The sequence below is a fragment of the Actinomadura violacea genome (genome assembly GCF_017573465.1).
Taxonomy (GTDB): domain Bacteria; phylum Actinomycetota; class Actinomycetes; order Streptosporangiales; family Streptosporangiaceae; genus Spirillospora; species Spirillospora violacea.
This window is the reverse complement of the sequence record NZ_JAGEPF010000015.1, coordinates 1-24005: the sequence shown is the minus strand read 5'-3', so window position 1 is coordinate 24005 and position 24005 is coordinate 1. Positions and strand designations below refer to the sequence as shown.

Sequence of the window (24005 nt, the reverse complement as noted above, 5' to 3'; positions counted from 1 at the left end):
GTCACTTGGCCATCTGCTGCTGGGCCGCTTCGAGCTTCGACTTGATCCTGTCGTCGGTGAGGGGCCGGCCCGCCGCCGCGTCGGCGAACAGCTCCTTCATCGCGGTGCCGACGGCGGTCTCGAACTGGCTCTCGCTCGGCACCTGCGGGAGCGGCGCGGCGTGCGCGGCGAGGATGTCCTTGAACACCTTGAGGTCGGCGGTGTCGAAGGCGGGGTCGTTCTGCGCGGCGGTGACCGACGGCAGCGACCCGTACGCCTTGTTGAGGATCTTCTGCTCGTCGTCGCTCGTCATGAACTTGACGAACTTCAGGGCGCCGTCGCGGTTGTCGGTGTTCTTGAAGACCGCGATGTTGATGCCGGCGACCATCGAGGTGACGTCGCGGCCGCCGGGCGGGGTGGGCGACGGCGCCGGGATCGGGACCACGCCCCAGGCGCCGGGCTTCATGCCGAGGTTGGTGAAGCCGCTGGTGGTCGCCTGCCACATGAGCATCGCCGCCTTGCCGGTGGCGAAGTCGTTGAGGGACTGGTTGGCCGAGTACTCGGCGTTGCCGGGCGCGGCGATCTTGTCGGTGCCGAGCAGGCCCACGTAGGACTTGATCGCGGCGACGGCCTGCGGGGTGGCGAACTGCGGCTTGCCGTCCGGGGTGAAGAAGTCGGCGCCGTACATCTGGCCGATGTTGAACGCGGCGTGCACGTTCTCGGGGATGCTCGCGCCCTCGACCGCGATGCCGTGCACGTTCCCCTTCGTCAGCCGGTGCCCGTCGTCGACCATCTCCTGCCAGGTCTTCGGCGGGTCGAGCTTGGCGTCGGCGAACATCTTCTTGTTGTAGTAGAGGCCGTAGGCGAGGGAGTAGAGCGGCACGGCCGCCGGGTCCTTGCCCTTGGCGCCGGCGCTGGCGAGCGCGGCGGGGACGAACCGCTGGGCGCCGCCGACCTGGGCGATGGTCTTGGCGTCGAACGGCAGCAGCCCGCCGGTCGCCTGCAGGGACGCCGACCAGGTGTTGCCGATGTTGAGCACGTCCGGGCCCTGCCCGGAGGTGGTGGCGGCGAGGATGCGGTTGAGCAGGTCGGTCCACGGGACGACCTCGAGCTTCACCTTGATGCCGCTCTGCTTCTCGAACTTGGCCAGCTCGGGGCCGAGGACGCGCTGGTCCGCGGCGATGTCGGTGCCCTGGTTGCTGGCCCAGTAGGTCAGCGTCTTCGGCGAGCCGTTCCCGCCGGAGCCCGTCCCGCCTCCGCAGGCCGCCGCGGCGAGCAGGATGCCGCCGGCGATCCCCGCGGTGAGGGCGGTCGCGGTGCGGCGCGGCCGGCGCCGCGCGCGCCGCCGGGCGCCGGGGGCCGGTGCGGTGGCGGGCGGTTCCCCAGAGGATGTCGCGCTGTGCGACGTCGCGCTGTGTGATGTCGCGTTGTGTCCGGACGCCGGTGAGGTGGGGTGGCGCATCGGCTCGGCCTTCCGCGTAGGAGTGGGGTGCGTCACTCGGGCGAGTTACGTCACACCTTATTTCACGGCGTGATCTAAGCAGTGACATAATTCCCGGGTCAAGACCTGAGAACCTTCGGGGGACGCGGCCGCAGGGCCGCGGCGAAAGGGGGCCCGATGCCGGACCGGCGCCGCAGGACCGTGCGCGATCTGCGCCGCACCAACCGCTCGGTGCTGCTGCGCAGGCTCTACTTCGACGGCCCGCTCAGCCGCCAGGACCTGGCCCGCGAGACCGGGCTCAGCCCCGCGTCGGTCAGCAACGTCGTCGGCGAGCTGATCGAGGCGGGCCTCGTCGCGGAGGCCGGCAGCGTGGAGTCCGACGGCGGCCGGCCGCGGGTACTGCTGAAGGTCGCGGCCGGTTTCGGCCACCTGGTGGGCGTGGACGTCGGCGAGACCCGCGTGCTGGTCGAGCTGTTCGACCTGGACCTCACCCCGCTCGCCAAGGCCGACCTGCCGCTCGGCGACGGCGGGCACGACGACCGCGCCGTGGCGCGGCACATCCTGGCCGGGCTGCCCGACGTCATCGAGCGCGCCTCGGTCGACCCGTCCACCATCATCGGCGTCGGGGTCGGCGTCCCGGGCGTCGTCGAGCACCGGCCGGCCGAGGGCGGGCCCGAGGCCGTCGTGCACTGCCAGACGATCGGCTGGGACGGGGTGCCGCTGGAGCGGATGCTCCGGGCGGGCACCGCCCTGCCGCTGTTCGTCGACAACGGCGCGACCGCGCTCGGCCAGGCCGAGATGTGGTTCGGCGCCGGGCGCGGGCACCGCAACGCGGTGGTCGCGCTCATCGGCTCCGGCGTCGGCTCCGCGGTGATGATCGACGGCTCGCCCTACCGGGGCGCGGCGGGCAGCGCCGGCGAGTGGGGGCACACGACGTCGCGGGTCGGCGGCGTCCCGTGCCGGTGCGGTTCGCTCGGCTGCCTGGAGGCCTACGTGGGCGCGGCGGCGCTGCTGGAGCGCTACCGCGCCGCGGGCGGGCCCGCCGGCGCCGACGAGGAGACCACGCTCGCCGGGCTGCTGGACGATCCGTCGCCCGCCGCGGCGGAGCTGCGCGCCGACGTCGCCGAGCACCTCGGCGCCGGGGTCGCGGACCTGGTCAACCTGTTCAGCCCCGAGAAGATCATCGTCGGCGGGTGGGCGGGCCTGCTCCTCGGCGGCCGGATGCTCGACCGGATCGTGGACGCCACCGCCCGGTACGCGCTGCGGCAGCCGTTCGCGCAGACCTCCGTCGAGCTGTGCCACCTCGGCCCCGAGGCCGTCGCGGTGGGCGCGGCGACGCTGCCGCTCGCGCACCTGCTCGACGGCGGCGGCGAGCCGGCCGTCCCGGCGCCGCCGCCCCCGGTTCAGCCGTCCGCGGGACGGGTCGCGCGCAGCGAGTACATCAGCGGGACGCGCGGACGCCCCTCCGGCAGCCGGTAGGCCGTCCCGTGCCGTTCCAGCGCCTCGAAGCGCTGGAAGTAGGTGTGGTCGTGCTCGTGCAGGAAGTCGATGCGCAGCCCCGCGGCGGCGAGGGCGCTGACGACCTCGCCGATGCCGTGCTGGAACACCACGGACCGGGTGTTGCGGGTGTCCTGGTCGCCGTCGGTGTAGGTGCCGGGCTCGTCCCAGACCTGCGGCGAGGTGTCGAAGTAGTCGTAGGCGACGGTGGAGCCGTCCGCGTCGTCCCGGACGTCCCCGAACGGGTGGAACTCGCTGAGGTACAGGAACCCGCCGGGTTCGAGCAGCCCTGCCACGGTGGCCGCCCAGCGGTCCATGTCCGGCAGCCACACCAGCGCCCCGATGCCGGTGTAGACGATCTCGTAGGTCTCGCCCAGCGCGGCGGCCGCGTCGTACACGTCCGCTTGGACGAACCGGGCGTCGAGGCCGCATCCGGCCGCGATCTCCCGGGCGGCCTCGACGGCGGGCCCGGAGAAGTCGAGGCCGGTGACCCGCGCGCCGAGCCGCGCCCACGACAGCGTGTCGAGGCCGAAGTGGCACTGCAGGTGCGCCAGCCGGCGGCCCGCCACGTCGCCGACCTCGGCGATCTCGAAGTCGCGCAGCGCCGTCCCGCCCGCGCGGAAGCCGGCGACGTCGTAGAAGTCGCTGGCGACGTGGATGGCGACCCGTTCGTCCCACAGCGCCCGGTTCAGCGCCCGGTAGTCCAATTCCGTCACCGGGCAAGGATAATGACGGGGTGACCGCCGGCCGGAAGGACGACTCATGAGCAGCGCGGAACGTCCGGTGCGCGAATGCCTGCTGGACGCCGCCGCCGCGCTCCTCGTCGAGCGCGGCTACCGGGCGGTGCGCATGCAGGACGTCGCCGCCGCAGCCGGGGTCAGCCGGCAGACCGTCTACAACGAGTTCGGCGACAAGTGGGGCCTGGCGCAGGCGGTGGTGGTCCGCGACAACGACCGCTACCTCGACGGCATCGACCAGGTCCTGTCCGAGCACGAGGACCTGTACTCGGCGGTGGTCGCGGCGGTGCTGTTCACGCTGGAGATGTCCGCCGACGACCAGCTGAAGAAGGCGGTGCTGACCGGCGCGGACGGCGACGACATGCTGCCGCTGCTGACCACCCGCGCCGAGCCGGTGCTGTTCACCGCCAGCTCGCGGCTCGCCGAGCACGCGCTGCGGCAGTGGCCGGACGTGGCCCGCGACGCGCTGGTGGAGATCGCCGACGCGGCGGTCCGGCTGACGATGAGCCACATCATGCTGCCGTCCGGCCCGCCGGAGCAGGTCGCGCACTTCGTCGCCCGGATGGTGACGAGCTACATCGGGGCCTACGGGAAATCCTGTGGACCCGCCGGGGACGGCGCGGTACGGTCGTAACCGCCTCGCGGCTGCTGAACCCGAGGACCGAGCGGGCCCTTCCGTCCCGCTCCCCCGGCCGTCGCGCCTTCGTGCGGACGGCTCCCTTCCTTGCGCGCGTTCTCGCGCGCCTTCCGGCAGCCCGAAGGATCTCCCCCATGCATGCACGTCAGGACCGGCGGCTCGTCCGCACCGGCGACCACTGGCTCCGCCTCCCCAACCCCTACGGCGTCCCCGTCGAGATCTGCGCGGGCGGCGACGTCCCGCTCGAGCACGCCGCCGTCGACGAGGCGCTCGCGCTCCTGGAGACCGCCCGCACCCTGGAGCGCCTCGCCGAGGCGACGCCCGGCTACGACGGCCCGGAGCCGCGCCTCACCCGGGCGGCCCTCACCCCCGACTTCCACAAGGGCGCCGGGATCCCGATCGGCACGGTCCTGGAGACCGAGCACGCACTGCTGCCGCAGGCCGTCGGCAACGACGTCAACTGCGGGATGCGGCTGGAGGTCACGTCGCTGCGCGCCGACCGCGTCCGGCCGAGGCTGGACGCGCTGGAGCGGCGGTTGCGGCACCTGTTCTTCGAGGGCGGGCGCCGGATCGCGCTGACGCCCGTCCAGCGTGAGGCGCTGCTGCGCGACGGACTGCCCGGCCTGCTGCTGGCCGGCGGCACGCCGTGGCAGGGCGTCCGGCCCGAGGACGCCGACGACGCGCTGGACCGCATGCACGCGCCCGGTTTCCCGGCGGAGACGGCCGGGGCGTTCGCCGACTGGGTCGGCAGCGCGGGCGGCGCCAGCCACGACAGCGTCATCGGCGGGATCGGCGGCGGCAACCACTTCGCCGAACTGCAGTACGTCTCCGAGGTGCACGACGCGGCGGCGGCGCACGCGTGGGGGCTGGCGCCCGGCACCGTCGTGACGATGGTGCACAGCGGGTCGCTGTCGCTCGGCCACCAGGCGAACGCGACGGCGCTGGACGCGCTGCGCGCCGGCTGGCCCGCCGGGCTCCCCCGGCCGGGCAACGGGATCCTGCCGTTCCTGCTCGACGAGCGGTCCGCGCCGGCGCGGGGCCGGTACCTGGACGCGTTCGGCAACGCCGCCAACTTCGCGGCCGGGAACCGGTTCTTCCTGTCGCTGACGATGCGGGCCGGCCTCGCGGCGGAGTGCGGCGGCGCGGACGCGCGGCTGCTGTACGACGCGCCGCACAACCTGTTCTGGCGGGACGGCGACCGGGTGGTGCACCGCAAGGGCGCCACGCCCGCGGGCGGCCACGCGGCGATGGCCGGCGGCCCGTACGCGATGTGGGGCGAGCCGGTGATCGTCCCCGGGTCGATGGGCGCGGCGAGCTTCGTGCTGCGCGGGCACGGCGACCCGCGTACCCTCGCGAGCGCGTGCCACGGCGCGGGACGGCGGGTGCCGCGCGGCGCGTCGGCGCGCGGGAACGACGCGGAGCTCGACGCGTTCCTGCGCGAGTTCCACGTCGTCACCCCGCTGGACCACCGCGACCCGATGGTGGCGCGGCGGTCGGACGTGATGGCGGCGTGGCGGCGCGACCTCAAGCAGGAGGCGCCGTGGGCCTACAAGGACATCGGGCCGGTGGTGTCGAGCCTGCACGGCGGCGGCGTCGCGACGCCCGTCGCGGAGTTGCGGCCGCTGCTGACCGTCAAGGGGTGACGTCTCAGGGGATGTCGGTCTGCAGGTGGACGACCTTGACGGCGGTCATCTCGTCCAGCAGCTCGGGGCCGTAGCCGAAGCCCTGGCCGCTGGCCCGGCGCGGGGTGGCGGCGCCTCCCGGGGCGCCGCCGAACACCGCGTTGATCTTCACGGTGCCCGCCTTGAGGGTGCGCCAGGCGTGCTGGGCGTGCGCGATGTCGCGGGTGAGGACGGTCGCGGCGAGCCCGTAGCGGGAGCGGTTCGCCGCGGCCAGCGCCTCCTCGAACGAGCCGACGGCGCGGACCGGCGCGACGGGCCCGAACGTCTCCTCCGCCATGACCGCCATGTGGTCGGTGCAGCCGTCCAGGACGGTCGCCGGGTAGAAGCAGCCGGGCCCCTCGGGGATCCGGCCGCCGGCGCGCAGCCGGGCGCCGTCCGCGACGGCCTTCTCGACCTGCTCGTGCACCTGGGTGCGGTGCCGCTCGTCGACCAGCGGGCCGAGCTCGGTGGACGGGTCGCGGCCCGGTCCGGTCCGCAGCGCGTCCGCCCGCGCGGCCAGGGCGGTGACGAACTCCTTGGCGACCGACTCGTGCACGTAGATCCGCTCGACCGAGGTGCAGATCTGGCCGGCGTTGGCGAAGCAGCCGGTGGCGGCCTGTCCGGCGGCCCAGCCGGGGTCGACGCCCGCGTCCACGATCAGCGGGTCGGCGCCGCCGTTCTCCAGCAGCGCCTTGGCGCCCGTCCCGGCGGTCAGCGCGGCGATGCGGCGGCCGGCGCGGGTGGACCCGACGTGCGCGACCGCGTCGAGGTCGGGGTGGCCGGCGAGCGCCTCGCCGGTCGTGGCGTCGCCGCTGACCATGTCGACGACGCCCGCAGGCAGCCGCCCGGCGATCAGCTCGGTGAGCAGCGCGCCCGTGTGCGGGGTCCGCTCGGACGGCTTGTGCACGACGGTGTTGCCGGTGACGACGGCCGCGCCGATGAGCCCGCAGGCGATGGCGACGGGGTCGTTCCACGGCGTGACGACCGCGATGATCCCGAGCGGCTCGCGGGTCATGAAGTCGGTGGCGCTCCGGCCGCCCTGAAGGCTGCGGCCCCCGTGCAGCGGGCCCAGCTCGGCGTACTGGCGCAGCGTCCCGATCCCGGCCTCGACGCCGCCGAGCGCGTCGCCCGCCGGCTTGCCCATCTCGGCGGTGACCAGAGCGGCCAGCTCGTCCGCGTGCTCCTCGACCGCGCGGGCGGCGGCGTGCAGCGCGGCGCCGCGCTCGGCGGGCGCGGTCGCGGCCCAGCCGGGCGCCGCCCGCGTCGCCGCGGCCACCGCGGCCGCCACGTCCACGGCGGTGCCGACGGGCACCTCCCCCACCGGGTCGCCGGTCGCCGGATCGGTCACCGTGAAGGCGCCGTCCCCGCCGCCGCGGCTCCACCGCCCGCCCGCCAGCGTCCACCTGTCGCCTGGTCGCATCCCCGTGAACCTCCTGCCGCCCTAGCACCCCCGACCGCCGTTGCCTACCCGGAGAGCCGGGCTTCAATGACGGCCGGGACCTGCGTCAGTACTCACTTACTGGATCGGCTACGGTGGAGGCCCCGCACGAGAGTCGAGGGAGGCGCGGGTGGACTTCGATCTGCCGGAGAACGCGGCGGCGGTGCGCGAGGGCGTGCTGGCCATCGCCGGGAAGTACGACCAGGACTACTGGAGCCGCTGCGACGCCGAGAAGCGGTGGCCGGAGGAGGTCTGGCGGGAGCTGGTCCAGGGCGGCTGGCACAGCCTCGCGATCCCCGAGGAGCACGGCGGCGCCGGCCAGGGCCTGCTGGAGCTGGCGGTGGCGCTGGAGGCGCTCGCCGAGGGCGGCGCGGGCGGCGCCGCGTCGTTCATGTACCTGCTCACCCCGGCGTTCGGCGGGCTGACCATCGCCCGGCACGGCACCGAGGAGCAGAAGCGGACGTTCCTGCCGAAGATCGCGGCGGGCGAGATCGAGACCTGCTTCGCGATCACCGAGCCGGACGCGGGCAGCAACGCCATGAACATCACCACGCAGGCCCGCCGCGACGGCGACCACTACGTGGTGACCGGCCAGAAGATCTGGATCTCCGGCGTGGAGCGCGCCGACCACCTGGTGCTCGTCACCCGGACGATCCCGGCGGCCGAGGCCAGGCCCCGCACGAACGGCTTCACGGTCCTGCTCGTGGACGTCAAGCAGGCCGTCGCCGACGGCACGCTGACCTACCGGCCGATCCCCAAGCTCGGCACCAACACCGTCGCGTCCAGCATGGTGTTCCTGGACGGCGTGCGCGTCCCCGCCGACCGCGTCCTCGGCGAGGCCGACCAGGGCTTCGCCGTCCTGTGGGACATCCTCAACCCCGAGCGGATCCTCGCCGCCGCGGGCGGCGTCGGCTCCGGCGGCCTGGTCCTGAAGATCGCCTGCGACTACGCCACCGACCGGGCGCCGTTCGGCAAGCCGATCGGCTCCAACCAGGGCATCGCGTTCCCGCTCGCCCGCATCAAGGCGCAGCTCGAACTGGCCCGGCTGATGACCTACAAGGCCGCGTGGCTGTGGGACCAGGGCCGCCCCTGCGGCTCGGAGGCCAACATCGCCAAGCTCACCGCCGCCGACGCCGCCTGGCAGGCCGCCGACCGCGCCTTCCAGACCCACGGCGGCATGGCGTACTCCCTGGAGTACCCGGTCGCCCGCATGTTCCGCGACGCCCGCATAGCCAAGAACATCCCGGTGGCCGAAGAACTCGTCCTGGCCCACATAGCCCAGCACGAACTAGGCCTCCCCCGCTCCTACTGAGCTTCGCTCGTGGCGGGTCGTCCTCATGTCGATGATGACGACCCGCCGCGCGTGAACGCGGTGCTAGCCGCCCTCGGGGAGGCGGACGGCGCGCTCTGGGTCGTGGGCGGTGCGCAGGGCGCGTTTGAGGATCTTGCCGGAGTGGTTGCGCGGGAGGGCGTCGACCAGCTCGTACCAGCGGGGGCGCTTGAACCCGCCGAGCAGGGCGCGGCAGTGCTCGTCCAGATCGGCGGGCGTCGTCCCGGCGCGGACGACGACGAGCGCCTTGACCGCCTCGCCCCACCGGGCGTCCGGGACGCCGATCACCGCGGCGTCCAGCACGCCCGGATGCCGGACGAGAACCTGCTCCACCTCGGCGGAGTACACGTTCTCGCCGCCGCTGCGGACCATGTCCTTCGCGCGGTCGACGAAGAAGAAGTAGCCGTCGGCGTCGCGGCGCATCAGGTCGCCGGTGCGCAGCCATCCGCCGTCCATCGGGTCGGGCAGCCCCGCGTAGCCGGCCATCACGCTCGCACCGCGGAGAAGGAGTTCGCCGACCTCACCGGGGGCGTCGGCGCCGTCCAGGGCCAGGTCGAACGGCGGGAGGGGCAGGCCGACGGTGCCGGGGCGCTCCAGCTCGTCGTCCAGGGTGGTGATCGTGACGAAGTTGCCGGCCTCGGTCGACCCGTAGACGCCGCGGTAGCCGATGCCGAGGTCGCGGAGCGCCTCCAGGGCGCGGGCGCGTTCGGTGCCGGCCATCCCGAACACCAGCCGCAGCGTCGCGGGCGCGGCGGCGGGATGCCGCAGCGCCCGTCCCGTGCCGGTGGGGAAGATCGCGACGCTGACGCCGTGCTCGGCGACGAGCGGCCAGAGCGCGTCCGGTGACGAGCCCTCCGGGAACACCACCGTCCCGCCCGCGGCGAGATGGCCGAGCGCGGCGCCGTACCCGGCGACGTGGAACAGCGGCAGCGCACCGAGCAGCCGGTCGGCGCCGGTGATGCCGAACGCCTGCACGGCGTTGGCGGTGGCGGCGACCCAGCCCCGGTTGGTGAGCAGGCAGCCCTTCGGACGGCCGGTGGTGCCGGACGTGTAGAGCTGGATGATCGGCGCGTCCGGGCCGGGGCGCGGCAGGTCGTGCGGCGGCGCCGCGTCCAGGGCCTTGTCGAGGGCGGGACCGATCGTCCAGTGGGTCAGGTCGAGCAGCCCGGACGCGCCGGCCAGGTCGCCGAGCGCGGGGTGGACGACCGCGTGCCGCGCCGCCGCGTCCTCGGCCTGGAAGCGGATCTCCGCCGGGGCCAGCCGGACGTTCAGCGGCACCACGACCGCGCCGATCAGCGACGCGGCGAACGCCGTCTCGATCGCCTCCGGGACGTTGACGCTCAGCAGCGCGATCCGGTCGCCGGCGCGCACTCCCCCGGCGGCGAGCAGCCCGGCCCAGCGTTCGACGCGGACGTGCAGCTCGCGGTAGGTGCGGGCGCGGCCGTCCCAGGCGAACGCCGTCCGGCCTGGCCAGAGCGCGGCGCCGCGATGGGCGAGGTCGCCGAGGAGCATGCCCCGATCTTCCCGAATCTGATTCGGCCCGGTCAAGATCCGGCCTCCCCGACATGTTGCCTTGATCACACCGGCGGGCCAGCATGAGGGCAGCATCCGCCGCGCCGAGGAGAACCGATGCCCAGGTCGTACGCCAGCGCCGTGCTCAACGCCCCCGCCGACGAGGTCTGGGCCTACCTGCGCGACTTCGGCAACATCGCCGACTGGATGCCCGGCCCGGAGACCAGCCTGATCGAGGACGGCGGCCCCGCCGACCGGGTCGGCTGCGTCCGCCGCGTCATCGGCCCCGGCGACTCGGTGTTCCGCGAGCGGCTCGCCGGGCTGGACGACGCCGAGCGCAGCTACTGGTACGAGATCCTCGAGGCGCCGCTGCCCATCCGCGCCGCCCGCGGCCATCTGCGCGTCGCGCCCGTGACCGGCACCGGGCAGGCGTTCGTCGAGTGGTGGGGCGAGTTCTCCGCCGACGCCGGCGACGAGGAGGCCATGGGCAAGACGCTGTCGCGCGGCATCTACGCCACCGGCCTGGACGCCCTCGCCAAGCGCTTCGCCTGACGGCCGCGGGCCCGGGCGGCGGTCAGGCGAACCGCGGCGGGCGCTTCTCCCTGATCGCCGCGACGCCCTCCCGCACGTCCGGGCCGGTGAACCCGAAGAACTCCATGGCCAGCGACGCGTCGAACGTCGGGCCGGCGAGCCGCAGCCAGTTGTTCAGCGCGTGCTTGGTGAACGAGATCGCCTCGGCGGGCCCGGCGGCGAGCCGCCCGGCGATCTCCAGCGCGCGCTCGTGCACCGCGTCGTCGTCCACGCACACCGAGACGAGCCCGATCCGCTCGGCCTCCTCGCCGGTGAGGACGTCGTTCAGCAGCAGGTAGTACTTCGCCTTCGCCATCCCGCACAGCAGCGGCCAGATGATCGCGGAGTGGTCGCCGGCCGCGACGCCGAGCCGGACGTGCCCGTCGATGATCTTCGCGGTGCGGCCGGCGACGGAGATGTCCGACAGCATCGCCACCGCCAGCCCCGCGCCGACCGCCGGGCCCTGGATCGCGCTGACCACCGGCTTGGAGCAGTTCAGCACGTTCATCACGATGTCGCGGGCCTCGCGCATGATGCGGCGCCGCGACGCGTGGTCGCCCATCATCTCCTCGATCATGGACATGTCGCCGCCCGCGGAGAACGCCGTCCCCTCGCCGCGCACCAGCACCGCGCGGACCGCGTCGTCGGCGTCGGCGTCCCGCCAGACCTCGGCCAGCTCCCGGTGCCCGGTCGTGTCGAGGGCGTTCAGCTTGCCCGGCGTGCTCATGGTGACGCGCAGGACGCCGTCCGCCGCCCAGTCGATCTTCAGCCGCTCGTACTTCCCGTACACGCCGTCGCCGTCGCTCATGCCGCGCTGCCCTCCCGCGCTCGATCGCCGAATGCCGCGCGCAATCGTCGCACAGCGAACCGCATCGCCTCGGCGCCGGCATCGAAGATCTCCGGGAGCAGGAAGAACGAGTGCACGACGCCGTCGAAGCGGCGCGCCTCCACCGGCACGCCCGCCGCCGCGAGGCGCCGCGCGTACGCCTCGCCCTCGTCGCGCAGGATGTCGTACTCGGCGGTGATCACGGTGGCGGGCGCGGCGCCGGCGAGGTCGGGCGCGCGCAGCGGCGCCAGCCGCGGATCGGCGGGGTCGGCGCCGTCCCGGTAGAGGTCCATGAACCGGCCGAGCGTCGCCGCGTCGAGCCCGTACCCGGTGCCGTACTCGCGCCAGCTCCGGGTGTCCATCGCGGTGTCCGTCACCGGGTAGACGAGCAGCTGGTGCGCCAGGGGCAGGCCGCGGTCGCGGGCCTGCAGCGCGACGGCGGCGGCCAGGTTCCCGCCCGCGCTGTCACCGCCCACGGCGAGCGCGCCCGGCGCCACGTCGTAGCGGGCCGGCTCGCGCGCGACGGCCGACACGACCGCCCAGGCGTCGTCCACCGCCGCCGGGAACGGGTTCTCGGGCGCGAGCCGGTAGCCGACGTTGAGCACGGCGCATCGCGCGCCCGCGGCGAGGTCGCGGCACGCGGCGTCCACGTTGTCGACGCCGCCGAGCACCCATCCGCCGCCGTGCAGGTAGACCAGGGCGGGCAGCGGGCCGCGCTCGATCGGCTCGGGACGGTACAGCCGCACCGTGACGGGACCGCCCGGACCGCGTACGGCCAGGTCCTCGACGTGCGGCAGCTCGCGGCGGTCGACGGGGAACACCTCGCCGATCCTGCGCCGCATCTCCGCGATCGCGGGCCCGGCGTCCACCTCGACCGGCGGCGCGCCCTCCGGCGGTGCCGTCCAGGCGGACAGCAGCTCCAAGAAGCTCACGGTCTGCGGATGCAAGGGCATGCGGCGGCCTCCGGGGGGCGGTTCGCGCGGAATCTACCGCTTCGCCTTCCCCGGTACGCGGGGGATCAATCCCCGGTCAGCGGCCGGCGGCCTCGGCCACCAGCGCCTCGAACAGCCGCTTGTCGTCGCCGTCCTCGGGGTGCCACTGCACGCCGAGGCCGAACCGGTGGCCCTGCAGCTCCACCGCCTCGACGACCTGGTCCTCCGCCCAGGCCACGGCCGACAGGCCCTTGCCGAGGCGGCTCACCGCCTGGTGGTGGTACGTCGGCACGTCCGCGGCGTCGCCGAGGATCTTGCCGATGGCGCTGGTCGCGCTGATCTGCACCCGGTGCGTGCCGATCTTCCCGATGTCGGGCGCGTGCGCCTTGTGCCCCACGGCCTCCGGCAGGTGCTGGACAAGCGCGCCCCCGCGCGCCACGTTGAGCACCTGCATGCCCCGGCAGATCGCCAGGAACGGCAGATCCGCGTCGACCGCCGCGCGGGCGAGCGCGAGTTCGAACCGGTCGCGCTGCGGCTGCGGCGGCCCGGTCTCGGCGTGCCGCTCGGCGCCGTACAGGTCGGGATCGAGGTCGCCGCCGCCCGCGAGGACGAGCCCGTCCAGCCGGGAGATCAGCGCGGCGAGCCCGCGCAGGCCGCCGGTCGGCGGGACCATGACCGGGACGCCGCCCGCCCGCTCGACCGAGCGCACGTAGGACAGGGGGAGCAGCGCGGCCTCGCGCACCCAGACGCCCCAGCGGGCCGGCTCCTCGTACGTGGTGATGCCGATGAGCGGCGGCGCGCCTCCCCCTGCGGCGGGGCCCGGAGCCCCTCGGATCGCCTCTGACATGCGTGGATTCCCCTCTGCTGAGCACTGGCCACGGGTCGGCTACCGATATGTGGTGATTCACCACCGTTGCGTGCACATCATGGCGCATCGCCTGCCCCCTCGGCCCGTCCCGCCCCCGGCCTTTTCCCGCAAAGCCTGCCGCACGGACCCGATCTCCGCAGGCTGACGCCCCGAGCGCGGTCCGGGCCCCCCGACCTGGACGATCTTGGTCGGACGGCCGGGCCGGGCGGTCGCCGGACTTCCGCCACCCACCAGGAGAACATCCATGACTGAAAAAGCAAATCTTTTACTAAGGAGAAGATTTATCCCCCACCTCAGAGGGCCCCGTTTCCGGGGCGACCGGAGCGGGCTCGCGCCGCCCGTCCACGAACATCAGCGTTTCCAGAACGACCGCCAATGCAGCCGATCTTTCCGGCCAAATCCCATACCGTCCAGTATTTGCCCTATTTGTCACGCTTACTGTGATCACAGGGAATGAGAGGACGATTACTCGACGTGACATCGACGCCCGCCCGACCGGCGGCTCCTTGAGGACCTGCGATTTCCGGTGCGAGAATCTCACCGAGCCGGGCATCGCGGAGCGCCGAAGGCGCCGAACCGCCGGCGGCCCCGGCCTCCACCCGCCGAGGGGGCGTGCTTGCCATGTCAACGGAACCCCGAATGCTCAAGGAGAGCTTCACCCGCCTCGAAACCCGGTCCGACAAGGCGATCGGCTATTTCTACGGCCGCCTTTTCACCGCCGACCCGCGGCTCCGGGCACTGTTCCCCATCGCGCTGGACGCCCAGCGCGACCGCTTCTTCCACGCGCTCACCCGCATCATCTGGAGCCAGGACAACCCCGAGGAGCTCGCCGCCTACCTGGCCCGCCTCGGCCGCGCCCACCGCAGGTACGGGGTGACCGCCGAGCACTACACCGCCGTCGAGCACGCCCTCCTCGCCACCCTGCGGGTCTACGCCCGCGACGTGTGGAGCCCGCGCGTGGAGGAGATGTGGGCCGAGGCGTACCGGTCCGCCGCCGCGACGATGATCGAGGCCGCCGAACGGGACGCCGACGGCGCCCCGCCGTGGTGGGCGGCCGAGGTCGTCGAGCACGACCGCCGCGCCGACGACCTCGCGGTGCTGACGCTCAGCCCCGAGCGGCCGCTGCCGTTCGCGCCCGGCCAGTACGTGACCGTGCAGACCTCCCGCTGGCCGCGCGTCTGGCGGCCGTACTCGATCGCCAACGCGCCGCGCTCGGACTGCCGGCTCCGGCTGCACGTGCGGGCCCAGCCGGGCGGCTGGGTGAGCGGCGCGCTCGTCCGCGGCACCGGGACCGGCGACACCGTCCTGCTCGGGCCCGCCGCGGGCACCATGACCCTCGACCCGGACTCCGGCCGCGACCTGCTGCTCGTCGCCGGCGGCACCGGCCTCGCCCCCGTCAAGGCGCTGGCCGAGCAGGCAGTGACGGCCGGTCGGCGGCGCGAGGTGCGGCTGCTGGTCGGCGCCCGCACCGAACGCGACCTGTACGACCTCGCCGACCTGCGGCTGCTCGAAGCGGCGTACCCGTGGGTGCGGGTGCTGCCCGTCGTGTCCGACGACCCGGGCTTCGGCGGGCTGCGCGGTACGCCCGCCGACATCTTCGCCGACCCGTGCAAATGGGACGACCTGGACGGCTGGGACGGCGGCTGGGACGACCGCGACGCCTACGTCGCCGGCCCGGTCCCGATGGTGCGCGGCACGGTCGCCGCGCTCCAGCGGCTCGGGATGCCGCTGGAACGCATCCACCACGACCTGCTGAGAGCGGAGGAGTGAGGGCCGGTGGCCGCCGCCCCCGGATCGGCGCCGCTCGAGGCGGCGCGCTCCGGGGGCGGCGGTTCACCAGCCGGCGCGCTCGCGCAGGAACACGCTCGTCGCCTCGTCCGCCGGGTAGAACGACTCGATCGCCAGCTCGGCGACGGTGATGTCCACTGGCGTCCCGAACGTCGCGATGGTGCTGAAGAAGGAGAGCTCCCGGCCGTCGAGCCGCATCCGCAGCGGAACGAAGACGTCGTGGTCGGCGGGCGGCGCCATCGCCTCCCCCACGTCGCCGGGGAAGCTCCGCAGCTCCTGGTAGAGCTGCGTCAGCGCGGAGTCGGCGGTGAGCGCGACGTGCCGCCGCACCCGGTCGATCATGTGGGCGCGCCACTCCGCCAGGTTGAGGATGTTCTTGGCCATCCCGTCCGGGTGCATGCTGAGCCGCAGCACGTTCAGCGGCGGTTCCAGCAGCTCCGCGGGCGCGCCCTCCATGAACAGCTGCGCGGCGCCGTTGGCGTCGATCAGGTTCCAGAAGCGGTCCACGACCACCGCCGGGTACGGCTCGTGGCCGTCCAGCACCTGCCGCAGGGCCGCGCGGACGGAGTCCATCCGCGGTTCCTCGATCGGCGTCTCGTCGAACACCGGCGCGTAGCCGGCGGCCACCAGCAGCAGGTTCCGGTCGCGCAGCGGCACGTCCAGGTGCTCGGCGAGGCGCAGCACCATCTCGCGGCTCGGCGCCGACCGGCCCGTCTCCACGAAGCTGAGGTGCCGGGTCGACACGTCCGCCTCCGAGGCGAGCTCCAGCTGGCTCAGCCTCCGCCGCTGCCGCCATGCGCGCAGCTGCTCTCCGATGGGTCGCACGTCGCTCAACGCCGTCGTCATTGTCGTCATGGCATGGACGCTATCGGCGGCGGTGTCATGGCGGCGATTACCCGTCAGGTAACGCACCGCGGATTGTCGGTGGCGGCTGGGAGGGTGTCCGGATGGCGACTTGGAGGCAGTTCGAGGAGGAGGCGGCCGAGTTGGCCGCCACGGTCAAGGAGCGGTTCGAGGCGGCGGAGACCCATGTCCTCGCGACCATGCGGCTGGACGGTTCGCCGCGGGTCAGCGGCTCGGAGGTGGACTTCAAGGGCGCGGACCTGTCGTTCGGCTCGATGCTCGGCGCCGTCAAGGCGCGCGACCTGCAGCGAGACGGGCGCTGCGCGATCCACGCGCATCCCGCCGACCCCGAGCACGGCGGCGACGCCAAGGTCGCCGGCGTCGCGGTCGAGATCACCGACCCGGAGGAGAAGAAGGCCTACACCACCGGTGGCGAGCCGCCCGGCGACTTCCACGCGTTCCGGCTGGACCTGCGCGAGGCCGTCCTGACCTCGGTCGAGGACGGCAGGCTGGTCATCCGGGTCTGGCGGCCCGGCGCCGGCGTCCGCACCGTCAGCCGCACCTGAGACACGTTCTCAGGGACGCCTCCGCGCGACGGGGTGCGCGAGGCCGGTTCTCTTGCCGCCGCGGGCCGCGGGCCCCTACCGTGCAGCATGCTCATTCCGAGGAGCCGCCGGGGCGAGCGGGCCGTAGAGCGGATGCGTTCCGCGCCGGGTGCGCGGCGAAGGGCGCCCGTGCGGACGGCACCGGTTCTCGGCCTCGCGCTGCTCGCCCTCACCGCCTGCGGCTTCGGGAGCGATGAGCGCGACTGCACCCTGATCGGGTCGGGGTCGGGCGTCAACGTCGACATCGCCGCACCGGACGCGTCGCGAGTCGCGTCCGCGTCGGTGCGCGTGTGCTGGGACCGGACGTGCCGCACGGCGCGGCTCGCCCTGCGCCCGTCGACGACGACGGTCCCGCAGGGGTGCGACGGCGAGGCCCCGGACGCGGCCTGCGCCGCGTCCGCCTCGCCCGACGGCGGCCGGAACGGGTTCGCCCGCGTCGCCGACCTGCCGGAATCGCCCGTCCAGGTCACGCTGACGCTGCGCGACCAGCACGGCCGCGCGCTCCTCGACCAGGGCGTGCGGCTCACGCCGAAGGCCACGTACCCGAACGGCCCGCACTGCGGCCGGGGCGGCACGCAGGCCGGGGTGACCGTCGCGAACGGCAGGGCGACCGCCCGGACCCGGTGAGCGGGGCGGGGCCGCCCCCCGGCCGCACCCGCGATCAGCTGAGCGAGAACCTGGATTTCATGTAGCGTTTCCTGCATGGCAGGACAACGAACCGAGCGGGCCAGCGGATACCGCGAACGGAACTCCACCGCCGACCGCGCGCTGGACATCTTGCTGCTGTTCGACGACTCCCGGCTGGTCGTCGGCGGGCAGGAGGTCGCCGACCACCTCGGCGTGGCACGCTCCACCGCCTACCGGTACCTCCAGAGCCTCGCCTCCTCGGGATTCATCGAAGAGCAACGACCCGCCGGCTACCGCCTCGGACCACGGGTGTTCGAACTCGCCCGCCTCGCCCGCAAAGGCATCGGCCTGTCCGAGGTCGCCCGCCCCGTCATGCGAGAACTCGCCGAGACCATCGGCGAAGCCGTCCTGCTCACCCGCCGCACCGGCCCCACCGTCGTCTGCCTCGAACGCGAAGAGGCCGACCACCCCGTCCGCCTCTCCTACGAACGCGGACACGTCCTGCCCGTCAACGCCGGCGCCTCGGCGCTCGTCCTGCTCGCCTGGGCGCCCGACGAGGAGGTCGACGACATCATCGGCCACGACGCCCTCCCCCGCTTCACCGGAGCGACCATCACCGACGCGACCGCGCTCCGCCGGCGCCTCACCGCCATCCGCGAACACGGCACCGCCGTCTCACGCGGCGAACTCGACGAGGACGTGCTCGGCGTCGCCGCCCCCATCCGCAACGGCGAAGACGACGTCATCGCCGCGATCAGCGTCGCCGCCCTCTCCCACCGCGTACCCGACGAACGGCTGCCCGAGGTGGAGGCCGCGGTCCAGGACTCCGCCACCCGCATCACCGAACGGCTCAAGCTCATCGACTCCTGACCCGCGGCGTGCGAACGGCGCGGCACCCCGGGGGGTGCCGCGCCGTTCGCACGTCTACTGGACGGGGCGGTAGGCGGGGCCGCCGTCGTCGAGGAGGCGCTCCGCCTCGGCGTAGATCTCCTCGGGCGGCAGGCCGAAGTCGATGCTCTTGCGGAACGGCTGGGGGATGTCCCGGTCGATGCGCAGGTAGACCTCGTTGCGGTTGCCCTCGGGGTCGAAGAAGTAGATCCCGAAGGCGTTGCCGTGGGTGACCTCCTGCTGCACCTTGACGCCCTCCTCGGCGAACCTGCGGTGGAAGGCGCGGATGTCGTCGAGGGACTCGACGCGCCAGGAGATCTGGTGGCTCTGCTTGGCGCCGGGCGGGGCGGTGCGGCCGGTCTGCAGGACGAACTCGTGGTGCTCGACGCCGGGGCGGGCGCTGAGGAAGACGATGCCGAAGTCGTCGTCGTGGTCGGTGACGGTCAGGCCGAGGACGCGCTCGTAGAAGTCGCGCATCAGCGGGAGGTCGTCGACCCAGAGTCCGGTGTGTCCTAGTTCGGCGATGGCCATGGACGGCTCCTTGTCCTGTTTTACAGGAGTGTGATCCTGAATATTGAGCACGCTAGCTCATTGACCCTCGCTCGTTCCAGCTCTAGCTTGTATCGAAAAGTAGGATCTGTGGCTCAAGAAACAGGACATGGTGGTGGGATGCGGTTCGTCGCCTATCAGGACGAGAACGGGGCCGAGGCCGTCGGCCGGCTCGACGGGACGCGGGTCCACCGGCTGCGCGGCGTCGACCGGATCGACCGCGCCGCCGGCGACCTGCGGGCGGCGCCCGCGGCGGAGGACGGCGTGGAGCTGGACGAGCTGACGCTGCTCCCGGTCGCCCGGCCGGAGAAGGTCTTCTGCGTCGGCCTCAACTACCGCGCGCACGTCGAGGAGACCGGCCGCGACCTGCCGGAGTACCCGGTGCTGTTCCCCAAGTTCGGCTCCAGCCTGATCGGGCACGGCGCGCCGATCACGCTGCCGCCCGAGTCGTCCCAGGTGGACTACGAGGCGGAGCTGGCCGTGGTGATCGGCAGGGCCGGCCGCCGCATCCCGCGGGACCGGGCGTTCGAGCACGTGCTCGGCTACACGATCGCCAACGACGTCACCATGCGGGACTTCCAGTACCGGACGCACCAGTGGATGCAGGGCAAGGCGTGGGACGCGTCCACGCCGCTCGGCCCCGTCCTGGTCACCGCCGACGAGCTGGACCCCGGGAACCTGGACATCGCGCTGCACCTGAACGGGCGGGAGATGCAGTCGGCGAACACCGACCGGCTGATCTTCGACGTGCCGCGGCTGATCGAGGCGACGTCGCAGTTCACCCGGCTGGAGCCGGGGGACGTCATCCTCACCGGGACGCCCGGCGGCGTCGGGTACCGCCGCGACCCGCAGGTGTTCCTGGCCGACGGGGACGTCGTCGAGGTGACGGTCGGCGGCATCGGCACGCTGCGCAACACCGTCCGGGCCGAGGGCTGAGGAGGAGACCATGGGCACCGTCAAGGAGAGCTTCGAGGCGTTCCCGTTCGACGCGCCGCCCCGCGTGCTCCAACGGCGCGAGGAGCAGCTGCTCGGCGATCCGCACACGCCGCCGGGCGCGCCCAGGATGGGGCGCGACCATCCGCCGGTCGAGGTCGTCCACTTCGACGCCGAGTACGTGCGGCGGGCGTTCGCGCCGCCGCGCGGGGTGTACGAGGGCGACGCCATGCGCCTGGAGTGGCAGACGATGAACGGGCGGCAGCCGTTCTACCACCGCAACTGCGACGTCGACGAGATGTCGTTCCAGGTCGCGGGCGTGCGGTCGCTGATGACCGAGATCGGCAGCGTCGACCTCGTGCCGGGCGACTTCTCCCGCATCCCGGTCGGGGTCGCGCACGACAACTACGGGCGCGAGGACATCCACATCCTGTTCTACGTGCCGGCGCCGGTCGTCGAGGCGGTCCCGGCGGAGCGGACGTCGCAGGTGGTGATCCCGCCGTTCGACGGGTGGGAGCCCGCCGAGATCAACGAGATGGTCACCGAGTGCCTCGCCGGGCCCGGCCACGACGTCGTGCTCGCACCGGCCGACGAGCGGGCCCTGCTCGAACAGGCCGAGAACGAGACCGACCGGATCCAGGTGCTGCGCCCGGGCGGCGCGTCCGGGACGACCTGGCTCTACCGGTCGTCGCACGTCCTGATCGGGCGGACGGCCGCCGAGGCGTCCGACGGCCGCGTCTACCGCCGGATCCGCAACGCCGAGGAGATCCAGTACCAGATCAGCGGGCGCCGGACGCTCGTCACGCAGCGCGGAACGGTCCGGCTGGAGCCCGGCGACTTCGTGAAGGTGCCGGTCGGGGTCGCGTTCACCTCGATCCACCACGAGCCGAGCGCCCACCTCACCGTCGTGTCCGCGCGCGAGGTGCCGCAGGTCAGTGAGGCGACTCGGACGGCCGAGCGGCTGCCCGCGGCCGAGATCGAGGCGCTGCGATGACGGCGCGGGACCTCGCGATCGCCGCGAACCGGGCGCTGGCCGCGGCGGGGCAGTCGGACATGGTGTGGGGGCACGCGGCGGTCCGCGACCCGGACGGGCGCGGCATCTGGATCAAGGCGCCGGGCTGGGGCTTCGAGGAGATCGACGGCGACCGGATCCAGCTGGTGTCGTGGGACGCCGAGGTCGTCGAGGGCGACGGCGCGCCGCACAAGGAGTGCCACATCCACCTGGAGATCCTCCGGCACCGGCCGGACCTGCACGGCACGGTCCACTCGCACGCGCAGGCGGCCGTCGCGTTCGCCGCGCTGGACACCCCGCTGCTGCCGATCTCGCATGAGGGCGCGCTGTTCGGCGGCGCCGACGTGCCGCGCTTCACCCTGACCGGCGGGCTCGTCCGCACGCCGGACCTCGGGCGCGCCCTGGCCGGGACGCTCGGCGACGCGCCCGCCGCCCTGATGCCCAAGCACGGCCTGGTCGCCGCCGGGACGAGCGCCGAGGCGGCCGTCATGCACGCCGTCCTGCTCGACGGGGCCTGCCGGACGCAGCTGACGGCGATGGCCGCCGGTCCGGTCCGGGTGTGGTCGGACGGCGCGGAGGCCGCGGCGAAACGGGACGAGTGCTGGCCGCCGAGCCAGATCGACGCCGGATTCGGCTACCTCGCGCGCAAGGACGGACGCCGGTGACCCTCTCCACGGAACCGCCCGTGCTCATCGTCGGCGCGGGCCCGGTCGGGCTGACCGCCGCGAACCTGCTGGCGGCGCGCGGCGTGCCGGTCGTCCTGGTCGAGCGGAACGCCGCCACGAGCGACGAGGCCAAGGCGATCAGCCTGGACGACGAGTCGCTGCGCACCCTGCAGGCCGCCGGCCTCGACGACGCCGTGCTGGAGATCGTCGTCCCCGGCACGGGCACCCGCTACTACGACCGCAAGGGCCGTCCGCTGTTCCAGGCCCGCGGCCCGGAGCCGTACCGCCTCGGCCACCCGTTCAAGAACCAGTTCGCGCAGCCGGAGCTGGAGCGCGTCCTGCTGCAGAACCTGAAGGACCGCGACGGCGTCGACGTCCGGTTCGGCACGGAGCTGGTCGCGATCGAGGAGGGCCGGGACGGCGTGACCGCGGTCCTGGAGTCCGGCGGCGCCCGCACCGAGATCGCCGCGAGCCGGGTGCTCGGCTGCGACGGCGGCCGCAGCACGGTCCGGGAGCTGAAGGGCATCGGCATGACCGGGACCAGCCACCGCGAGGTCTGGCTGGTCGCGGACACCACCGGCGACCACCACGATGAGCGCTACGGCATGCACCTCGGCCGCCCGGACCGGCCCACCGTGATCGTCCCCGGGCGCGACGGCCGCTGCCGGTACGAGTTCCGGCTCCGGCCCGGCGAGGGCGAGGGCGGCACCCGGCCGGACTTCGCGACCATCGCCCGGCTCGTCGCCCCCTACCGGACGATCACCCCCGGGCAGGTCGAGCGCGCGACGAACTACACCTTCAACGCGGTCGTCGCCGACCGGTGGAGCGACGGCCGCTGCTTCCTGCTCGGCGACGCCGCGCACATGATGCCGCCGTTCGCCGGGCAGGGCCTCAACTCCGGCATCCGCGACGCCGCCAACCTCGTGTGGAAGCTCGCGGAGGTGCGGCACGGCCGCGCGGACGAGCTGCTGCTCGGCACCTACGAGCCCGAGCGGCGCCCGCACGCCGAGGCGATCGTCGCGTTCTCCGAGCGGCTCGGGCGGGTGGTGATGACCGTGGACCCGATGCGGGGGCGTCTGCGGGACACCGCCGTGCGGGCGCTGCTGCTCGTCCCGTGGAGCCGCCGGTACCTGACCGAGATGCGGTTCCGGCCGCGCGCCGTCCACGCCGCGGGCGTCGTGGTCCGGACGGGGCACGGCGACGAGCGGCTCGCCGGGACCCAGCTCCCCCAGCCGCGCGTGCTCGTCCCGCCGGGGCTGCGCCCGCGGCGGTTCGACGACGTGCTCGGCGACGGCCCGGCGCTGCTCGGCGTGGACGTCGCGCCGGAGGCGTGGGAGCGCGTCGGCGCCGCGCTCGGGCCGTGGCCGGCGCGGCGGATCGACGTCGTGCTCGGCGACCGGCTGCCCCGCCCGCGCGACGGCCGGCAGGCCGTCGCCGACGCCGACGGCCGGCTCGGGGCCGCGCTCGCCTCCGCGCGGGGCCGGTTCGTCCTGGTCAAGCCCGACCGCTACATCGCGGCCGTGTTCCCCTCCGCCCGCGCCGCGCTCGTGCGCGACGCGCTGGCCGGCTACTTCGACATGGAAGGCAGCACATGACCCGCCCGCCCGAACCGAAGATCGACCGGTCGCTGACGCTGCACCTGCGCGGCGACTGGGGCGCCGCGAACCTGCACCGGGTCTGCGGCTGGATCTCCCAGGAGCTCACCGACCGCTGCGGCCCGTACACCCGGGTCGCGATCTGGAACAGCCGGGGGTACGCCGACGCGGTCCGCGCCGTCGGGCGGGGCGAGGTGGACGTGGCGCTGACGACGCCCGCCGCGTTCGCCACCGCCGCGCTGGACGGCCGCGGCCTGTACGCCGGCGAGGCTTTCCCCGAGGTGCGCGCGCTCGGGGTCGTACCGCAGCGCGACCGCCTCGTCGTGGGGGTCCGCAGGACGCTCGGGATCACCTCGTTCGCCGAACTGCGCGAGGCGAAGCCGGCGCTGACCCTCGCGACGTCCGGCCACGACGGGGAGAACCATGTCGGTGTCGGCGCGCACGAGCTGCTCACCCGATCCGGCGTCGACGTCACCGGCTGGGGCGGGACGGTCCTGGCCGACGAGCGCCCCTGGGAGACGTTCGCGCACGTGCTGGCGGGACGCGCGGACGCCGTCGTCCACGAGGCCGTCATGCTGCCGCACTGGCAGGAGTTCGGCGGCGACCTCCACTTCCTGGAGGTGGAGCAGGACGTCCTGGACGGCCTGTGGGCCGACTACTCCTGGCCTGCGGCGACCATCGAGGAGGGTTGGTTCCCCGGCTGCCCGCGCTTCCGCACGCTCGACTTCTCCGACTTCCTCGTGCTGACCCGCTCCGACCTGCCCGACGACGTCGCGTACGCGATCGCCTGGGTGCTCGGCGAGACCCGCGAGGTCATCGAACGCCAGTACCGGCACATCCCGCCGGAGAAGAGCCCCGTCACCTACCCCCTGGACCCGGTAGCGATGGGCCGCACGCCCGTCCCGCTGCATCCGGGCGCCGCCGAGTACTACCACGCCCTGCCGCAAGGAATCTCAATGACTAAGTCAAGTCGGCCGGGTGACCTGTGAGCGGTTCAGGCAGCGTGCGCGAGGGGCCCGGGCGAGAAGGCTCGGTTGTCGCGCAGCATCGCCCACAACACGTCGATCCGGCG

General features: G+C 73.8%; 23 protein-coding genes. 14 read left to right on the top strand and 9 right to left on the bottom strand.

The annotated features are described in order from the left end of the window. Position 1 precedes the first annotated feature (1 nt). The gene (locus J4709_RS24130) at positions 2–1441 is read right to left on the bottom strand and encodes an ABC transporter substrate-binding protein (RefSeq protein WP_208244075.1); all 1440 of its coding nucleotides are present in this window, start codon (positions 1439–1441) and stop codon (positions 2–4) included. A gap of 156 nt (positions 1442–1597) precedes the next feature. On the opposite strand from J4709_RS24130, the gene J4709_RS24125 reads away from it, so the two are divergent. Further along, positions 1598–2899 (top strand): ROK family transcriptional regulator, encoded by a 1302-nt coding sequence (locus tag J4709_RS24125; RefSeq protein ID WP_208244074.1) that lies wholly within the window; start codon positions 1598–1600, stop codon positions 2897–2899. Here the strand turns inward: J4709_RS24125 and J4709_RS24120 are convergent. Beyond that, complete coding sequence (locus J4709_RS24120) at positions 2824–3633, bottom strand: class I SAM-dependent methyltransferase (RefSeq protein WP_307801488.1); 810 nt, start codon at positions 3631–3633, stop codon at positions 2824–2826. The two genes, J4709_RS24125 and J4709_RS24120, sit on opposite strands and share 76 nt — an antisense overlap. A 46-nt stretch (positions 3634–3679) precedes the next feature. On the opposite strand from J4709_RS24120, the gene J4709_RS24115 reads away from it, so the two are divergent. Next, positions 3680–4288, top strand: coding sequence for a TetR/AcrR family transcriptional regulator (locus tag J4709_RS24115; protein WP_208244072.1), 609 nt, complete (start codon positions 3680–3682; stop codon positions 4286–4288). Positions 4289–4425: 137 nt separating this feature from the next. Beyond that, entirely contained in the window at positions 4426–5934 is a 1509-nt protein-coding gene (locus tag J4709_RS24110; protein WP_208244071.1) for an RtcB family protein, read from the top strand. A gap of 4 nt (positions 5935–5938) precedes the next feature. On the opposite strand, the gene J4709_RS24105 is transcribed toward J4709_RS24110, so the two are convergent. Continuing rightward, complete coding sequence (locus tag J4709_RS24105) at positions 5939–7372, bottom strand: aldehyde dehydrogenase family protein (protein ID WP_208244070.1); 1434 nt, start codon at positions 7370–7372, stop codon at positions 5939–5941. A 148-nt stretch (positions 7373–7520) separates the two neighbouring features. Between J4709_RS24105 and J4709_RS24100 the strand changes: the two genes are divergently transcribed. Then, the gene (locus tag J4709_RS24100; RefSeq protein WP_208244069.1) at positions 7521–8702 is read left to right on the top strand and encodes an acyl-CoA dehydrogenase family protein; all 1182 of its coding nucleotides are present in this window, start codon (positions 7521–7523) and stop codon (positions 8700–8702) included. A 63-nt stretch (positions 8703–8765) separates the two neighbouring features. Here J4709_RS24100 and J4709_RS24095 read toward each other — a convergent pair whose 3' ends face one another. Further along, positions 8766–10232, bottom strand: coding sequence for a class I adenylate-forming enzyme family protein (locus J4709_RS24095; protein WP_208244068.1), 1467 nt, complete (start codon positions 10230–10232; stop codon positions 8766–8768). A gap of 117 nt (positions 10233–10349) precedes the next feature. On the opposite strand from J4709_RS24095, the gene J4709_RS24090 reads away from it, so the two are divergent. Further along, positions 10350–10784: an SRPBCC family protein gene (locus tag J4709_RS24090; RefSeq protein WP_173092307.1), complete on the top strand. Its 435-nt coding sequence runs from the start codon at positions 10350–10352 to the stop codon at positions 10782–10784. Positions 10785–10806: 22 nt separating this feature from the next. Here J4709_RS24090 and J4709_RS24085 read toward each other — a convergent pair whose 3' ends face one another. The 3 genes from J4709_RS24085 to J4709_RS24075 form a co-directional block, all read right to left on the bottom strand. Beyond that, positions 10807–11610 carry an enoyl-CoA hydratase/isomerase family protein gene (locus J4709_RS24085; protein ID WP_208244067.1) on the bottom strand — a complete coding sequence of 268 codons (804 nt, stop codon included), beginning with the start codon at positions 11608–11610 and terminating at the stop codon, positions 10807–10809. Next, a complete protein-coding gene (locus tag J4709_RS24080) occupies positions 11607–12560 on the bottom strand; it encodes an alpha/beta hydrolase (protein WP_307801487.1) in 954 nt (317 codons plus the stop codon). Before J4709_RS24080 ends, J4709_RS24085 begins: the two co-directional genes overlap by 4 nt. A gap of 97 nt (positions 12561–12657) precedes the next feature. Further along, positions 12658–13407, bottom strand: a complete 750-nt coding sequence (locus J4709_RS24075) for a gamma-glutamyl-gamma-aminobutyrate hydrolase family protein (RefSeq protein ID WP_208244065.1) — start codon at positions 13405–13407, stop codon at positions 12658–12660. 660 nt (positions 13408–14067) lie between these two features. Here J4709_RS24075 and J4709_RS24070 point away from each other — a divergent pair. Beyond that, positions 14068–15198 (top strand): globin domain-containing protein, encoded by a 1131-nt coding sequence (locus J4709_RS24070; RefSeq protein WP_232383991.1) that lies wholly within the window; start codon positions 14068–14070, stop codon positions 15196–15198. A gap of 63 nt (positions 15199–15261) precedes the next feature. Here J4709_RS24070 and J4709_RS24065 read toward each other — a convergent pair whose 3' ends face one another. Then, the gene (locus J4709_RS24065) at positions 15262–16071 is read right to left on the bottom strand and encodes a helix-turn-helix domain-containing protein (protein WP_372442143.1); all 810 of its coding nucleotides are present in this window, start codon (positions 16069–16071) and stop codon (positions 15262–15264) included. A gap of 92 nt (positions 16072–16163) precedes the next feature. On the opposite strand from J4709_RS24065, the gene J4709_RS24060 reads away from it, so the two are divergent. The 3 genes from J4709_RS24060 (at position 16164) to J4709_RS24050 (ending at position 18161) form a co-directional block, all read left to right on the top strand. Continuing rightward, a complete protein-coding gene (locus J4709_RS24060) occupies positions 16164–16625 on the top strand; it encodes a pyridoxamine 5'-phosphate oxidase family protein (protein WP_208244063.1) in 462 nt (153 codons plus the stop codon). Positions 16626–16793: 168 nt separating this feature from the next. After that, a complete protein-coding gene (locus J4709_RS24055; RefSeq protein ID WP_208244062.1) occupies positions 16794–17291 on the top strand; it encodes a hypothetical protein in 498 nt (165 codons plus the stop codon). A 75-nt stretch (positions 17292–17366) separates the two neighbouring features. Continuing rightward, a complete protein-coding gene (locus J4709_RS24050; RefSeq protein WP_208244061.1) occupies positions 17367–18161 on the top strand; it encodes an IclR family transcriptional regulator in 795 nt (264 codons plus the stop codon). Between the two features lie 54 nt (positions 18162–18215). Here the strand turns inward: J4709_RS24050 and J4709_RS24045 are convergent, their stop codons facing one another. After that, positions 18216–18710, bottom strand: coding sequence for a VOC family protein (locus tag J4709_RS24045; protein WP_208244060.1), 495 nt, complete (start codon positions 18708–18710; stop codon positions 18216–18218). A 138-nt stretch (positions 18711–18848) separates the two neighbouring features. Here J4709_RS24045 and J4709_RS24040 point away from each other — a divergent pair, with 138 nt between their 5' ends. The 5 genes from J4709_RS24040 to J4709_RS24020 are packed head-to-tail and all read left to right on the top strand — an operon-like array spanning position 18849 to position 23922. Further along, the gene (locus tag J4709_RS24040) at positions 18849–19664 is read left to right on the top strand and encodes a fumarylacetoacetate hydrolase family protein (RefSeq protein ID WP_208244059.1); all 816 of its coding nucleotides are present in this window, start codon (positions 18849–18851) and stop codon (positions 19662–19664) included. Between the two features lie 10 nt (positions 19665–19674). Further along, positions 19675–20655 (top strand): hypothetical protein, encoded by a 981-nt coding sequence (locus tag J4709_RS24035; protein ID WP_208244058.1) that lies wholly within the window; start codon positions 19675–19677, stop codon positions 20653–20655. After that, positions 20652–21338: a class II aldolase/adducin family protein gene (locus J4709_RS24030; RefSeq protein ID WP_208244057.1), complete on the top strand. Its 687-nt coding sequence runs from the start codon at positions 20652–20654 to the stop codon at positions 21336–21338. Before J4709_RS24035 ends, J4709_RS24030 begins: the two co-directional genes overlap by 4 nt. Then, positions 21335–22933, top strand: coding sequence for a bifunctional 3-(3-hydroxy-phenyl)propionate/3-hydroxycinnamic acid hydroxylase (locus tag J4709_RS24025; protein ID WP_208244056.1), 1599 nt, complete (start codon positions 21335–21337; stop codon positions 22931–22933). The genes J4709_RS24030 and J4709_RS24025 overlap by 4 nt, the downstream gene beginning before the upstream one ends. Then, positions 22930–23922: a TAXI family TRAP transporter solute-binding subunit gene (locus tag J4709_RS24020; RefSeq protein WP_208244055.1), complete on the top strand. Its 993-nt coding sequence runs from the start codon at positions 22930–22932 to the stop codon at positions 23920–23922. The genes J4709_RS24025 and J4709_RS24020 overlap by 4 nt, the downstream gene beginning before the upstream one ends. Positions 23923–24005: the final 83 nt, after the last annotated feature.

What these genes read in the sequence shown, in the direction of transcription:
- J4709_RS24045 (WP_208244060.1), bottom strand. Translation starts at nt 18,710, where the DNA reads ATGGCCATCGCCGAACTAGGACACACCGGACTCTGGGTCGACGACCTC.
- J4709_RS24050 (WP_208244061.1), top strand. Translation starts at nt 17,367, where the DNA reads ATGGCAGGACAACGAACCGAGCGGGCCAGCGGATACCGCGAACGGAAC.
- J4709_RS24030 (WP_208244057.1), top strand. Translation starts at nt 20,652, where the DNA reads ATGACGGCGCGGGACCTCGCGATCGCCGCGAACCGGGCGCTGGCCGCG.
- J4709_RS24035 (WP_208244058.1), top strand. Translation starts at nt 19,675, where the DNA reads ATGGGCACCGTCAAGGAGAGCTTCGAGGCGTTCCCGTTCGACGCGCCG.
- J4709_RS24065 (WP_372442143.1), bottom strand. Translation starts at nt 16,071, where the DNA reads ATGACGACAATGACGACGGCGTTGAGCGACGTGCGACCCATCGGAGAG.
- J4709_RS24095 (WP_208244068.1), bottom strand. Translation starts at nt 10,232, where the DNA reads ATGCTCCTCGGCGACCTCGCCCATCGCGGCGCCGCGCTCTGGCCAGGC.
- J4709_RS24090 (WP_173092307.1), top strand. Translation starts at nt 10,350, where the DNA reads ATGCCCAGGTCGTACGCCAGCGCCGTGCTCAACGCCCCCGCCGACGAG.
- J4709_RS24130 (WP_208244075.1), bottom strand. Translation starts at nt 1,441, where the DNA reads ATGCGCCACCCCACCTCACCGGCGTCCGGACACAACGCGACATCACAC.
- J4709_RS24110 (WP_208244071.1), top strand. Translation starts at nt 4,426, where the DNA reads ATGCATGCACGTCAGGACCGGCGGCTCGTCCGCACCGGCGACCACTGG.
- J4709_RS24115 (WP_208244072.1), top strand. Translation starts at nt 3,680, where the DNA reads ATGAGCAGCGCGGAACGTCCGGTGCGCGAATGCCTGCTGGACGCCGCC.
- J4709_RS24040 (WP_208244059.1), top strand. Translation starts at nt 18,849, where the DNA reads ATGCGGTTCGTCGCCTATCAGGACGAGAACGGGGCCGAGGCCGTCGGC.
- J4709_RS24060 (WP_208244063.1), top strand. Translation starts at nt 16,164, where the DNA reads ATGGCGACTTGGAGGCAGTTCGAGGAGGAGGCGGCCGAGTTGGCCGCC.
- J4709_RS24105 (WP_208244070.1), bottom strand. Translation starts at nt 7,372, where the DNA reads ATGCGACCAGGCGACAGGTGGACGCTGGCGGGCGGGCGGTGGAGCCGC.
- J4709_RS24075 (WP_208244065.1), bottom strand. Translation starts at nt 13,407, where the DNA reads ATGTCAGAGGCGATCCGAGGGGCTCCGGGCCCCGCCGCAGGGGGAGGC.
- J4709_RS24125 (WP_208244074.1), top strand. Translation starts at nt 1,598, where the DNA reads ATGCCGGACCGGCGCCGCAGGACCGTGCGCGATCTGCGCCGCACCAAC.
- J4709_RS24020 (WP_208244055.1), top strand. Translation starts at nt 22,930, where the DNA reads ATGACCCGCCCGCCCGAACCGAAGATCGACCGGTCGCTGACGCTGCAC.
- J4709_RS24085 (WP_208244067.1), bottom strand. Translation starts at nt 11,610, where the DNA reads ATGAGCGACGGCGACGGCGTGTACGGGAAGTACGAGCGGCTGAAGATC.
- J4709_RS24070 (WP_232383991.1), top strand. Translation starts at nt 14,068, where the DNA reads ATGCTCAAGGAGAGCTTCACCCGCCTCGAAACCCGGTCCGACAAGGCG.